The 12,769-nt window shown below is 64.0% G+C and carries 10 protein-coding genes and 1 pseudogene; 8 read left to right on the forward strand and 3 right to left on the reverse strand.

Features of this window, described 5'->3' with window-relative positions; translation table 11 throughout:
- Nucleotides 1-32 precede the first annotated feature (32 nt).
- The 3 genes from ACFC3J_RS12025 to hflK all read right to left on the reverse strand — a co-directional run bounded on the left by ACFC3J_RS12025 (nt 33) and on the right by hflK (nt 3,679).
- A complete protein-coding gene (locus ACFC3J_RS12025; RefSeq protein WP_375196407.1) occupies nt 33-1,541 on the reverse strand; it encodes a Do family serine endopeptidase in 1,509 nt (502 codons plus the stop codon).
- Nucleotides 1,542-1,709: 168 nt separating this feature from the next.
- Nucleotides 1,710-2,558 (reverse strand): protease modulator HflC, encoded by an 849-nt coding sequence (hflC, locus tag ACFC3J_RS12030; protein WP_375196408.1) that lies wholly within the window; start codon nt 2,556-2,558, stop codon nt 1,710-1,712.
- Nucleotides 2,558-3,679, reverse strand: coding sequence for an FtsH protease activity modulator HflK (gene hflK / locus ACFC3J_RS12035; RefSeq protein WP_375196409.1), 1,122 nt, complete (start codon nt 3,677-3,679; stop codon nt 2,558-2,560). Before hflK ends, hflC begins: the two co-directional genes overlap by 1 nt.
- 105 nt (nt 3,680-3,784) lie before the next feature.
- On the opposite strand from hflK, the gene ACFC3J_RS12040 reads away from it, so the two are divergent.
- The 8 genes and pseudogenes from ACFC3J_RS12040 to ACFC3J_RS12075 all read left to right on the forward strand — a co-directional run.
- Nucleotides 3,785-4,750 carry a P-loop NTPase gene (locus ACFC3J_RS12040; protein ID WP_375196410.1) on the forward strand — a complete coding sequence of 322 codons (966 nt, stop codon included), beginning with the start codon at nt 3,785-3,787 and terminating at the stop codon, nt 4,748-4,750.
- A gap of 78 nt (nt 4,751-4,828) precedes the next feature.
- A complete protein-coding gene (locus ACFC3J_RS12045; RefSeq protein WP_375196411.1) occupies nt 4,829-5,263 on the forward strand; it encodes a CoA-binding protein in 435 nt (144 codons plus the stop codon).
- 40 nt (nt 5,264-5,303) lie between these two features.
- The gene (locus tag ACFC3J_RS12050) at nt 5,304-7,592 is read left to right on the forward strand and encodes a molybdopterin cofactor-binding domain-containing protein (RefSeq protein ID WP_375196412.1); all 2,289 of its coding nucleotides are present in this window, start codon (nt 5,304-5,306) and stop codon (nt 7,590-7,592) included.
- 5 nt (nt 7,593-7,597) lie between these two features.
- Nucleotides 7,598-8,590 (forward strand): ferrochelatase, encoded by a 993-nt coding sequence (gene hemH, locus ACFC3J_RS12055; protein ID WP_375196413.1) that lies wholly within the window; start codon nt 7,598-7,600, stop codon nt 8,588-8,590.
- 17 nt (nt 8,591-8,607) lie between these two features.
- Nucleotides 8,608-9,330 carry an acetoacetyl-CoA reductase gene (gene phbB, locus ACFC3J_RS12060; protein WP_375196414.1) on the forward strand — a complete coding sequence of 241 codons (723 nt, stop codon included), beginning with the start codon at nt 8,608-8,610 and terminating at the stop codon, nt 9,328-9,330.
- On the forward strand, nt 9,330-9,626 hold the full coding sequence (locus ACFC3J_RS12065; RefSeq protein ID WP_375196415.1) for a ribbon-helix-helix domain-containing protein: 297 nt from the start codon (nt 9,330-9,332) through the stop codon (nt 9,624-9,626). Before phbB ends, ACFC3J_RS12065 begins: the two co-directional genes overlap by 1 nt.
- Nucleotides 9,627-9,692: 66 nt before the next feature.
- A complete protein-coding gene (locus ACFC3J_RS12070) occupies nt 9,693-12,107 on the forward strand; it encodes a TonB-dependent receptor (protein ID WP_375196416.1) in 2,415 nt (804 codons plus the stop codon).
- Between the two features lie 186 nt (nt 12,108-12,293).
- Nucleotides 12,294-12,769 (forward strand): annotated as a pseudogene (locus ACFC3J_RS12075) (energy transducer TonB); the annotation flags it as partial.

The following is a 12,769-nucleotide window of genomic DNA, read 5'->3' on the forward strand; positions in this document are numbered from 1 at the left end:
CGACCCGTAACGATCCGCTGGTTTTCAGCTTCTTATTTGTCGCGCAGCCGCACGGGCAGGAATACCGCAGGCTGACCGCGACGCAGCACCTGAAGCAGGATCGCGCTGCGGCCCTGCGCCGACACCGCCCTGACCTGCGCGTCGAGGTCCGCCTGGGTGGCAACCGGACGGTTGTTCGCGCTGATGATCACGTCGCCCCGACGCAGGCCCTTGGCACCGGCATCGGTGGACCCGTCGACGGCCGTGATCACGATACCCCGCGTGTCGGCGGCAATGCCGAGCTGGCGGATGATGGTCGAGGTCAGCGGAATGGCGGAGATGCCCAGCGATTGCTGCGTGGCCTGACCATTGTTGGACTGGCCGTCCGGCTGCTGGCTGAAATCATCATCCTGTTGCTGGGCAAAGGCGTTCAGCTCGTCCTCGGAGGGACGCTCGCCAACGATGGCGGTCACCGTCTGGCGCTGGCCGTTGCGCAACAGCACGATCGGCACGCGCCCGCCAATGGGCTGGTTCGCGACGATGGATGAAAGATTCTGGTCGGGCGTCACTTCCTGACCCGCGACGCTGACGATCACGTCGCCCGCCTTGATCCCGGCCTTGTCGGCGCCCTTGCCCGGCTCGACACCCTGCACGAACTCGCCGCGATTCTTGGCAAGACCCAGCGAGTCCGCCAGATCTTCCCCGAGCGGGCTGATCTGGATGCCCAGATAGCCGCGCTTGACACTCTGGCCCTTGCGCAGCGTGTCGACGATCGGGGCCGCCTGTTCCGAAGGGATGGCGAAGCCGATGCCGACATTGCCGCCCGAAGGCGAAAGGATCTGGCTGTTGATACCGATCACATTGCCGCGCATGTCGAACATCGGGCCGCCGCTATTGCCCTGATTGATCGACGCGTCGGTCTGGATGAACTTGTCATAGGTGCCGCCGGTGCCGCGATGCACGGCGGAGATGATGCCCGCCGTCACCGTGCCCGAAAGCGCGAAGGGGTTGCCGATCGCGATCACCCAGTCGCCGACGCGCGCCTTGGTGCTGTCGCCGAACTTGACGAAGGGGAGGGCCTTTTTCGGTTCGATCTTGAGCACGGCGATGTCGGTCGCGGGATCGCGGCCGACCAGCCTGGCGGAATATTCCTCGCTGTTGGTGAGCGTCACGGTGATGGAATCGACGCTGGCGCCCTCGGCACCGGCGGACACCACATGGTTGTTGGTGACGATATAGCCGTCAGCGGAAATGATGAAGCCCGACCCCAGCGATTGGGCCTGACGGGTCTGGGGCTTGCTGCCCTGCTGGCCGAACAGGTCGCCGAAAGGCGTTCCGGCGAAGGGATTTTGCACCTGCACCCGCTGCTTGGTCGAGATGTTGACCACGGCAGGCTGGAGCTTTTCGACCATGTCGGCAAGGCTCGCGGGAGCGCCGGCGGGGGCAGCGGCCTGCATGCCCTCATTCTGCGCGACCTGCGCGCCGACATTCGGGCTGGAGGTTACGGCAATGGCGGTGCCACCGAGAAGCAGGGCGCCGGTAATGGCATAAGCGTAACGCACTCGTGACGGTCCTCTCATGAACTTGCGAAGGAAAAGCGGGACTCTGCGGGAGAGTGGGATGCGCCGCTTTGCCTTAACCCTCATTGAATGACGCTGGTTCCGTAATGAAATCAATCCTTACTTCACCGGTTTATCAGTGCGCCGGTCGATCTGACCGACGCGTCCCCCTCAGCGTCCTCCCTGAAACTGCTTCAGAAAATCATTGTCGCGGGACAGGACCATGGCGGTTGATCCCTGTTTGTCGGGCGCAAAAGTATAGCGATAAGCCTGCATGGCGCGATAGAAATCGTAAAATTGCGCGTCCTTGCCAAAACTGTCCGAATAGATGCGCGCGGCGTTTGCGTCCGCTTCGGCGCGGATGATCTGCGCCTGCTTCAAACCCTGTGCCCGGATGGTCAGCGCTTCCTGCTCGCGCGCGGTGCGCATGCGGGTAAAGGCGCTTTCCAGCGGCGCGCCGTCGGGCAGGTCCGCTCGCTTGATCCGCACGTCGACGATCTGCGCGCCATATTGGCGGGCGACGCGGTTCAGGCCTGCCTCGATATTGTCCATCACCTGCCCGCGCTCGGGCGAGAGCAGCGCCGCGAAGGGCCGCTTGCCCAGCTCGTTTCGCAAAGCGGAACCCAGGATCGGCCGCAGCGCGTCGGACACGCGATCCTCGCTGCCCGCCGAAATATACATGCGCAGCGGATCGACGATGCGATAGCGGGCGAAGGCGTCGACCTGCAGGCGCAGCTGGTCGGTGGACAACACCTGCTGGCGCTCCATCTCCACCGACAGGACGCGCTTGTCGATCCAGACGATCTGGTCGATGAACGGCCAGCGCAGGATGACGCCGGCGCCTGTCTTGCCGAAATCCTCGTTCGGGCGGTAGCGGTTGATGATCTTCTTGGGATCACCGAAGCGCACGATGACGCCCTGCTTGGTTTCCGGCACGATGGCTATAGTGCTGCCGATCAGCAGCAAAGCGGCGATGGCCAGCAGCGCCAGCGCAACGGGGTGACGGATCAGGCCCGGCATCACTGCCCCTCCTCGGTTGCTGCTGCGGCATTCTGGGCCGAACTGCCCTGCGCCCGGCGCTTGAGTTCTGGCAGCGGCAGGAACGGCGTCACGTTACCGCCTTCGACGATGGTCTTGTCGACGTTCGACAGGACGCCCTCCATGGTTTCATAGTACATGCGGCGGCGGGTCACATCGGGCGAGAGCCTGTACTGCTCATAGACCTTGTCGAAAGCCGCAGCCTCGCCCTGCGCCTTGGCCGTGACCTGCTGCGCGGCGGCGCGGGCTTCGTTGAGGTAGGTCTGGGCCGTCTGCTGTGCGGCGGACACGGCCTTGAACGCGTCATTCACCGCAGTCGGCGGATCGGCCTGCTTGATTGCGACGCCCTGCACGAGGATACCCGACTTGTAGCCGTTCAGTATCTCCTGCATCCGCTGCTCGACCTGCTGCTCGATCTCGGTGCGGCCGGCGCCCAGAGCATCCTCCAGGCTCACGCTGGCGACAACCGATCGCATCGCGCTTTCCGCGACTTCCCGGACCGAGGCGTCGGGATCGGACAGCTGGAACAGGTAAAGTTCCGGGCTGCGGATGTTCCAGCGGACCGAATAGGCGAGGTCGATAATGTTCTGGTCGCCGGTCAGCACCAGATTTTCGCTTTCGGCGCGGGTCGAGCCGACATCAATGGTGCGGATTTCCTCCACATCGACGGTGGTGACATTTTCGAGCGGCGCTGGCAGCGTCAGGCTGATGCCCGGCGAGAGGGTGCGGCTATATTTGCCCAGCAGCGTCACCACGCCGCGTTCCTGTGGGCCGACACGGTGGAAACAGGTCAGCACCAGCCACAGCAGGACCAATATGCCGATGGCCACGGGCCAGAGCGCCTTGCCCGAAGGCCGGGGAGGCAGGTTGCCAAAACCGCCGCCGCCGCCCTGGCCGAAGCTTTCCTTGCTGCGGCGGAGCAGTTCCTCAATAGCGGAAGGCCCCTTGGAGCCGGAGGGTCGGCCCGGTTGTGTCCATGGGTTGCGCGGGCCGCCTTCGCTGCCCTTGCCCTCGCTCCCGTCCGGACCGTCGCTCTTGCCACCCCAGGGACCCTGGGCCATGGCGCTCGCAATGCCCGGCATCCACCCGAAAATTCTCTTCATTGCTCCTCTATAGGAAGGCTCTCCGTCGAAAAACAGTGCCCTTCGCAACGATTATTGTTTCGAATGATGTCGCTACAGGACAAAAATGGGGTAGAGGGCGCTGCCATGACCGAGCTTGAAGATTTTGCCGCCCGCCTGAAAACGCTCACCGACGGCCGGGCCAGTGCGCCGCGCATCAGGGAAGGCGTGATGACGCTGGCGCTGGATGTGGCTGGGCTGTCGGAGCAGCAGCGCGATGCCGTCGCTGCCGCGATACGGGAGGGCGCGCTGACCGTGCCGGGGGTGCAGGATGTGCGCATCGCCATGACCGCCGAGCGTAGACCGCTGAAGATCATTGCGGTCGCGTCGGGCAAGGGCGGCGTCGGCAAATCGACGCTTTCGGCCAATCTGGCGGTCGCGCTCCAGCGTCTGGGCGTGCGGGTCGGGCTGGTCGACGCCGACATTTACGGCCCGTCGCAGGCGCGGCTGATGGCGAGCGAGGGCAGCAAGCCGCAGGCGAAGGACAAGCAGCTCATCCCCGTGGAAAGCCCCTTCGGCATTCCGATGCTGTCGATGGCGCATCTCGTCGAGCCGGGCAAGGCGCTGGCCTGGCGCGGGCCGATGGCGGGCAATGCGCTTTCGCAACTGATCGATGCGGACTGGGGCGACGCCGAATTGCTGGTCGTCGACATGCCGCCCGGCACTGGCGACGTTCAGCTGTCCATGGTGCAGAAGCACAAGCCTGCGGGCGCGGTGATCGTTTCGACGCCGCAGGATCTGGCCCTGATCGACGCCACCCGCGCCGTCAGCCTGTTCGAACAGACCCATGTGCCGATGATTGGCCTGGTCGAGAATATGGCGGGCTATGCCTGTCCGCATTGCGGCGAGCAATCCGATCCTTTCGGCACGGGCGGCGCCGAAGCGGCGGCGGGAGAGATGGGTATGGCGTTTCTCGGCCGGATACCGCTGGCCATCGACATTCGCCGCCGGTCCGATGCCGGCGATCCGCCGGCGGCTGGCGACGACGCGCACGGCGCTGCCTTCCGCGCGATCGCGGAGAAGGTGGCGGCATGGCTGAAGGGCGCGGCCTGAAGAATTGGGGTGGGCGGAACGGCTTGCGCGGTTCCTGCGTCCTTTCCATCTGAAGGACGCCGAACAAGGAGCCGCCTTATGCCACTCACCGCTGCGCAGGATATTGCCGATCTTCTGACCGAAACCCGCACCATCGCCCTGGTCGGCATTTCCGACCGGCCCGACCGGCCAAGCTATGGCGTGATGAAAGTGCTTCAGGACCATGGCTATCGCGTCCTGCCGGTCAATCCGCAGATTGCAGGCGAGCATGTCCATGGCGAATTCGTCTGGGGACGGCTGGCCGATATCGGCGTGCCGATCGACATGGTCGACATCTTCCGCCGCAGCGAGGCGGCGGGCGAGGCGGTGGACGACGCCATTGGCGCGGGCGCGAAGTCGGTCTGGATGCAGTTGGGCGTTATCAATGAGGCAGCGGCCGCCCGCGCGGAGGCGGCCGGGCTGAAGGTGGTGATGGATCATTGCCCGGCGATCGAGATCCGCCGCCTCAATCTGGCGCCGGTAAGCGCGCAATAGGGCTTTCCAGCGCTGCCAAGCCTCTTTACAGCCATGAATCATGGGGCGCGCACCGCGAAGGCAGGCACAGCAGACGGAGAAGAAGGGCCTGGACCGGCGCACGCTGTTGGTCGGCGGCGGGGCTGCGGCGGGGCTGTTGCTGGCATGGGCGGTATGGCCCCGCGAATATCGGCCCAATCTCAACACCGCGCCGGGCGAGACCGCCTTCAACGCCTTCCTCAAGATCGATCGTGCGGGGCAGGTGATCGTCGTCGTGCCGCAGACCGAAATGGGGCAGGGGATCACCACCCTGTTGCCGCAGGCGCTGGCCGATGAACTGGGCGCGGACTGGCGCACCGTTGGCGTGCAGAGCGCGCCGGTCAGCCCGCTTTACGCCAACACGCTGCTGGCGGACGAATGGCTGGCCAATGACTGGAGCCGTCTGGTGGGGGATGCGGGCCGCTGGACCATCGAGCAATATGCCACGCGCAGCGCGCTGATGCTGACCGGGGCGGGAACGTCGCTACCCATGTTTCATCAGGCCTATCGCGAGGCGGGTGCGGCGGCGCGGGTGCTGCTTTGCAAGGCGGCGGCGGCGCGCTGGGACGTGCCATGGGAAAGCTGCGACATTCAGAACGGCATCATTTCCGACGGCGGCGGTCCGGGCGGGAAGGGGCGCACGCTGAAGATCGGGGAGGTGGTGGAGGATGCCGCGACCTTTGACCTGCCCGACATCCTGCCCTTTCGTCAGGCGGAGGTGGACCGGCTGGCGGGGCAGGATCTGCCCCGGATCGATACGCCGTCCAAGATCGACGGCAGCCACAATTTCGCCGCCGACATTCGCCTGCCCGACATGGTCTTCGCCTCGATCAGGCAGGGGCCGATCGGCGATGCGGTGCTGAAAAGCGTGGATGAGGGCGCGGCGAAGTCCGTCACCGGCTTTCTGAAGCTGATTCGGCAAGAGCGTTGGGTCGCGGTGGTCGCGAGCAACTGGTGGGCGGCGAACAAGGCGCTGGACCTGTGCGATCCGGTCTTTGAACTCAGCGGCAGGCCGGTCGACAGCGCGGCCATGGAAGCGGCGCTGGAACAGGCCTTTTCCGGGTCATCGGGCGAGCGGCTCTTTGCGCGGGGCGATCTGAAGCCACTGTTCGAGGATGCGACCATCCTCGCCAGCGAATATAGGGTGCGGCCCGGCCTGCATCTGGCGCTGGAGCCGATGAGCGCGACGGCGCGGATTACCGACGAAGCGGCCGAAGTGTGGATGGCGACCCAGGCGCCCAGTCTGGCGCGGGCGGCGATCGCGAAGGCGCTGGGGCTGTCGGCGGGCGCGGTGACGCTCTATCCGCTGCATGCGGGCGGCGGCTATGGCAGGCATATGGAGCATGAGGCGGGCGTGCAGGCCGCCTTGCTGTCGCGGGAGTTGGGGCGGCCGGTGCAACTTCTCTGGTCCCGGCTGGAGGATGTGATTCAGGACCGGCCCAGCGCGCCCGCTCATGCGCGCATGGCGGGGAAGCTGGGGCGCAACGGCGCGATCGAGGGATGGTCGGCGAAGGTCGCCGCGCCCTGCGCCATGACGCAGACCTGGGCGCGGATCGCGCATGGCAGGTTGCCGCATGAGGCGAGCGCGGAGGCGGCCGATGCGTCGACCCGGCTGGCGGTGGCGGGCATGGATCTGCCCTATGCCGTGCCGAACTGGGCGGTCGATCATTTTCCCGCCGATGTCGGCCTGCCGCTGGGCTTCGCGCGGGGCAACGCGCATCTGTACGGCGCCTTCTTCACCGAAAGTTTCATAGACGAACTGGCCCATCAGGCGCAGATGGAGGCCATGTCCTTCCGCATCCAGATGCTGGGCGGCAATCCGCGCCTTGCCCACTGCCTGACGACAGTGGGCGCCATGGGCGGGTGGCAGGGCGGCATTGCGGGTAGCGGGCAGGGTCTCGCCGCGCATATGATGAATGGAGCTTATGCGGCGGTTATGGTGGAGGCGGGCATCAGCGAGGGCAAGTTGCAGGTCAGCAGGATTATCGCGGCGGTCGATGGCGGGGATCAGGTCAATCCCGATATCGCCCGGCAGCAGATTGAAAGCGGCCTGATCCATGGACTGGCGCTCGCCATGGGGGCGTCGGTGCCTTATGCCAGGGGAATGCCGGCGCGCGCGATACTGGGACGCATGGGGTTGCCCCGGCTCAGCGATGTCGGAGAGGTAACAGTCGAACTCATCCGTAGCACGAGCGCGCCCGCTGGTCTCACCGACATCGGTGCGCCGCTGGTCGCGCCCGCGATCGCCAATGCGTTGTTCACCACCACCGGGCAGCGTCACCGCAACCTGCCGCTGCTGGCGGAGGATTGAAAGCCATGGGAAAGACAGGCGTTCTGCTCATCAACCTTGGTACGCCGGATGCGCCGGATACGAAGTCCGTGCGGCGTTATCTCGGGGAATTTCTATCCGATCCTCGCGTCGTGGAAATTCCCCAGCTGCTCTGGCAGCCGATATTGCGCGGGCCGATCCTGCTGACCCGGCCCCGCAAATCCGCCCATGCCTATCAGCAGATATGGATGAAGGAAGGATCGCCGCTGGCGGTCTATACCCGCGATGCGGCGCTGGGATTGCAACGGCACATGGGGCCGGACCTGACGATCGACTGGGCGATGCGCTATGGCAATCCGTCGATCGGCTCCCGGCTGGGAGCGATGATGGCCGCGGGGTGCGACCGCATATTGCTGGCGCCGCTCTATCCCCAATATTGTGCTGCGACGACGGCAACGGCGCTCGACGCGGCTTATGCGGCTTTGGGCAGGATCCGGGCGCAACCCGCAATCCGGACCCTGCCGCCTTATTATGCCGACCCGGCCTATATAGAGGCACTGCGGGCCTCGACCCAGGTGCAGCTGGCCGCGCTGGAATTTGCGCCGGACCTGCTGATCGCCAGTTTCCACGGCATGCCGGAACGAACGCGGCTGCTGGGCGACCCTTATCGCGATCAATGCGTGGAGAGTGCGCGGCTACTGGAGCAGGCTTTGGGCCGGGAGGTCCGCGTGACGTTTCAGTCGCGTTTCGGTCGGGCGAAATGGCTGGGACCGGCGACGGATGACATGCTCAAGGCACTGCCCGGTCAGGGCGTCAAAAATGTCGCGGTTCTGACCCCCGGATTCGCCGCAGACTGCCTGGAAACCGTAGAGGAAATCGCCATTCGCGGCAAAGAGGAATTTATCGCATCCGGCGGTAATAATTTTGCCCATTTGAGTTGTTTGAACGCGTCGCCGGACGCTATGACCCTTTATGAGAGTCTGATCCGCCGCGAATTGGCCGGCTGGCTGGAGAGGGAAGTTTCGTCCGTCACTTTTTAACATGAGGAGAGCCTATCATGAGCAAGGTTGCAGTCGTCACGGGCGGAACGCGTGGAATTGGCGAGGCGATCAGCCTGGCGCTCAGGGAGATGGGCTGCACCGTGGCGGCCAACTATGCCGGTAACGATGCCAAGGCGCAGGCCTTCACGGACAAGACGGGCATTGCCAGTTTCAAATGGGATGTAGGCGATCATCAGGCGTGCCTTGACGGTTGCGCTCAGGTGACGGAGGCGCTTGGACCGATCGACATCGTCGTCAACAATGCGGGCATCACCCGCGACGGCGTACTCGCCAAGATGAGCTTCGACGACTGGAATGAGGTGATGCGCATCAATCTTGGCGGTTGCTTCAACATGGCGAAGGCGACCTTCGGCGGGATGCGCGAGCGGGGCTGGGGCCGCTTCGTCAACATCGGATCGATCAACGGGCAGGCGGGCCAATATGGTCAGGTCAACTATGCCGCCGCCAAGTCGGGCATTCACGGCTTTACCAAGGCGCTGGCGCAGGAAGGCGCCAAATATGGGGTCACCGTCAACGCGATCGCCCCCGGCTATATCGATACCGACATGGTGGCCGCCGTGCCTGCGGCGGTTCTGGAAAAGATCGTCGCCAAGATTCCGGTGGGCCGCCTGGGCCATGCGGATGAAATCGCGCGCGGCGTCGCCTTCTTTTGCAGCGACGATGCCGGCTTCGTCACCGGCAGTACGCTGTCGATCAACGGTGGGCAGCACATGTATTGATGGGCGGGGGCGATCTGATCGACGAGGTTGCGCCGTCGGCGCCATCGCCCTTCGCGCCGCCGGTCAAGCGGAGCGTGACCATCGCCGGTCACCAGACCGCGATCAGCCTTGAGCCGGTTTTCTGGGAAGCCCTCCGCGCGGCCGCCGCGTCGGAGGGCTTGCCCGTCAATGCCCTGATCGCGCGCATTGACGTTGCGCGCATGACTGCCGCCGATCCCCCAAATCTGACCAGTGCGATAAGATGCTGGCTGTTCACCGAAAAATCGGAGTCTAAAATTAATAATTGTTCGCAGTAGCATTGACTATGCGAACGAGTCGCAATAGCAGGCGCCCCAGGGTTTCAGAAAGGGGTTCTGCTTTCCATGTCCAATCACTCGTCACGTCCATCTTTCCTCGCGCTCAGCTGCGTCGGGGCCATGGCTTTTGCGGCCACGGCGCAGGCGCAGGATGCTGCACCGGGCGCCAAGCTCGGCGGCATGACCGTCACCGACACCGCCATCGATGAATCGCCGATCAAGGTGGAAAAGGCAGAGTCTCCGAAATATACGCGGCCGTTGCTCGACACGCCGCAAACCATAACGGTCATCGGCAAGGAAACGATCCAGCAGCAAAATCTGCTCACCCTGCGCGACGTGCTGTCGACAGTGCCCGGTATTACCTTCGGTGCGGGTGAGGGTGGCTTCGGCTATGGCGACCGCATCATCCTGCGCGGTCAGGATGCCAAGAATGACGTCACGGTCGACGGCGTTCGCTCGGGTGCTTTTCTCAACCGCAATGAGGTCTACAATATCGAGCAGGTCGAAGTGACCAACGGCGCCAATTCGGTCATGAACGGTGGCGGGTCGGTTGCAGGAACGATCAACCTTGTCACCAAGCGGCCGTTGGCGGACGATCAGACCATCCTCAACGCGGGCATCGGCACGGATAACTATTATCGTGCCACTGTCGACGCAAATCGTCGGGTCAGCGATTTGATCGCGGTGCGGATCAACGCCGTCTATCATGAAAATGACGTGCCCGGCCGCGATGTCGAGGATTACAAGCGCTGGGGCATTGCGCCTGCCGTGACCATCGGTATTGACGGTCCGACCAGCCTGACGCTGCAATATGAGCATCTCGACGATAAGGCGATGCCGCAATATGGCCTGCGCTACTATGCCAATAATGGCGGCTTCCTGCCGGATTTCGACCGCAGCGGCTATTATGGTTTCGCCAATCTCGACCAGCAGAACAGCAAGACTGATTCGATTCAGGCCATCTTCAGCCACGCGTTCAGCGATGCGGTGAAGATCCGTAACCTGACCCGATATGAAAATATCCGTCAGAACACTGTTACCAGCCAGCCGAACGGTACTTTTTGTCTGGCCTCCACCGGCCTTCAGCCGATGGATATAAACGGTGTCAGTGCGGCCTGTCCTGCGACTGTCCCGGCGGGCTATTATCTACCGACTGGCGGGCGTGGCGTGCAGCGCCTGATCTCCAATGAAACGGCTTATGATCAGCTCGATCTCAGCGCCGAATTCGCGACGGGCGGCATCCAGCATAGTCTGGTACTCGGCGTTTCGGCGCTTTGGGAAAAATATCGCCAGACGCAGGGCACGCTGCCGCGCAACGCCGATGGATCGACGCCAGCTTTCCCGCTGGTCAGCATCTCGAACCCGGGTGAGGTGGTGCAGGGTCCCGCCGGTTTCACTTATGGCAGCAACGTCTATACCGGGCCGGTCAACTTCATACTGTCCAGCAAGAATCTAGGCGAGCAGACCAGCTATGCCGCCTATCTGTTCGACACGATGAAATTCGCCGACTGGTTCGAACTGAATGGCGGCATCCGTTATGAGCAGGTGGAAGGGCTGAACCACAGCTTCAGCTATGTGACCGACGCCGGCGCAGCCAATCTGGGCCAGTTGAGCGGCACGACGGGACCGTTCCGGGTGAAGGACAATCTCTTCTCCTACCGCATCGGCGCGGTGGTGAAGCCTACGCCCGATACCAGTCTCTACATCGCCTATGGCAACAGCAAGCTGCCGTCCAAGGCTTCGGTTGACGGCGCCTGTTCGACGCTGACCTGCAACGTGAAGCCGGAAACGACCGAAAATTACGAGATCGGCGCCAAGGCCGACCTGTTCGACAAGAGACTGTTGCTGACCGCCGCGCTGTTCCGCAACGACCGCAACCAGATCAAGGTCGTTTCGGGCGATCCGACCCTGCCCGATCAGGCGACGGATGGTTTCCAGCGGGTGGAGGGAGCCTCCTTCGGCGCATCCGGCAACATCACCAGCAACTGGACGATCTCCGCCAATTACATGTATCTCAAGAGCAAGATCAAACAGGGCGTCTCCGATTATTGCCTGGCCAACCCCGGTGCGGTCGATCCGACGGCGGGCACCTGCGCCAACAGCGCCGCCTTCCCCGATCCGACGGCGGGCTATGCGCTGACCAATACGCCCAAACATTCGGGCAGCCTGTTCACCACCTACCGCTTCGGCTTCGGCCTGGAACTGGGCTATGGCCTGACCTATCAAGGCCGCTTCCTGCTCAACCAGCCGTCGCTCGCGCAGCTGACCGCGGGTAGCTATGTCGCTTATTATGTGCCGAGCTACACCATTCACCGGTTCATGGCGTCCTATCCGATCACGGAGAATCTGAAGGCGCAGGTGAATGTTCAGAACTTCACGAACGAGAAATATGTGACGACTGTCCGCAACAACGTCGGCGGCAGCTGGGCGCAGCCAGCGCCCACGCGGTCGGCGGTATTCAGCCTCGCTTACAAGTTCTGATTGTCGCCTAAACCTCCGGCATTTGTCCCTTGCCGGAGGAAACGGTCGGGTGGCGATACACTCCTCTCCTCCTCGGGTCGCCACCCGCCCGTCCCCACTTCACCATAGCCTAAAGATGCGATTGAGTTGCATTAGGGTTTACGTTATGCATCGGTCGCTCGTTAAGGGCTGCAAAGGGGATTTGCCATGCTTCGTATAGCGGACAGGTTGACCGGCGACGCCATGGACGGCGTCCCAGTCTCGGCTCCGGCGAAGCTGTCGCTGGTTCCGCCTGCTGGCGATCCGGGGCCGGGCGCAGCCTCGCGCTACGGTGATCGCGCGCCGGTCAACTGGCCCGTGATCGTCATCATCCTGCTGCTCCATGCGCTGCTGATCGCGGCGCTCATCCAGGTGCGTCAGCATGTGGTGCGTCTGCGGGAGGCGCGTCTCTCTGTGGTGAATTTGACTCCGCCGCCGCCCCCGCCGGCAGCGGAAATGCCGCCGCCGCCCTCCCAGCCTAGGGTTCTGGCGCCGCCCCCGCTGGTGCAGGTGCCCGCGCCGCCCACGGTGCAGGTCGCGACCGCGCCCAATCCCGTGCCGGTTCCGGCCGCGGCCCCTGTTGCGGCGTCGCTTCCCGTGGCGGCTCCGCCGGTCATCGCCCCCCCGCCCGGCATTGTGCAGGG

The sequence above is a fragment of the Sphingobium sp. genome, from assembly GCF_041987595.1.
Classification (GTDB): domain Bacteria; phylum Pseudomonadota; class Alphaproteobacteria; order Sphingomonadales; family Sphingomonadaceae; genus Sphingobium.

Coding starts and splice junctions, on each gene's coding strand:
- ACFC3J_RS12070 (WP_375196416.1), top strand. CDS start 9,693: ATGTCCAATCACTCGTCACGTCCATCTTTCCTCGCGCTCAGCTGCGTC.
- ACFC3J_RS12065 (WP_375196415.1), top strand. CDS start 9,330: ATGGGCGGGGGCGATCTGATCGACGAGGTTGCGCCGTCGGCGCCATCG.
- phbB (WP_375196414.1), top strand. CDS start 8,608: ATGAGCAAGGTTGCAGTCGTCACGGGCGGAACGCGTGGAATTGGCGAG.
- hflC (WP_375196408.1), bottom strand. CDS start 2,558: ATGCCGGGCCTGATCCGTCACCCCGTTGCGCTGGCGCTGCTGGCCATC.
- ACFC3J_RS12050 (WP_375196412.1), top strand. CDS start 5,304: ATGGGGCGCGCACCGCGAAGGCAGGCACAGCAGACGGAGAAGAAGGGC.
- hemH (WP_375196413.1), top strand. CDS start 7,598: ATGGGAAAGACAGGCGTTCTGCTCATCAACCTTGGTACGCCGGATGCG.
- ACFC3J_RS12040 (WP_375196410.1), top strand. CDS start 3,785: ATGACCGAGCTTGAAGATTTTGCCGCCCGCCTGAAAACGCTCACCGAC.
- ACFC3J_RS12045 (WP_375196411.1), top strand. CDS start 4,829: ATGCCACTCACCGCTGCGCAGGATATTGCCGATCTTCTGACCGAAACC.
- hflK (WP_375196409.1), bottom strand. CDS start 3,679: ATGAAGAGAATTTTCGGGTGGATGCCGGGCATTGCGAGCGCCATGGCC.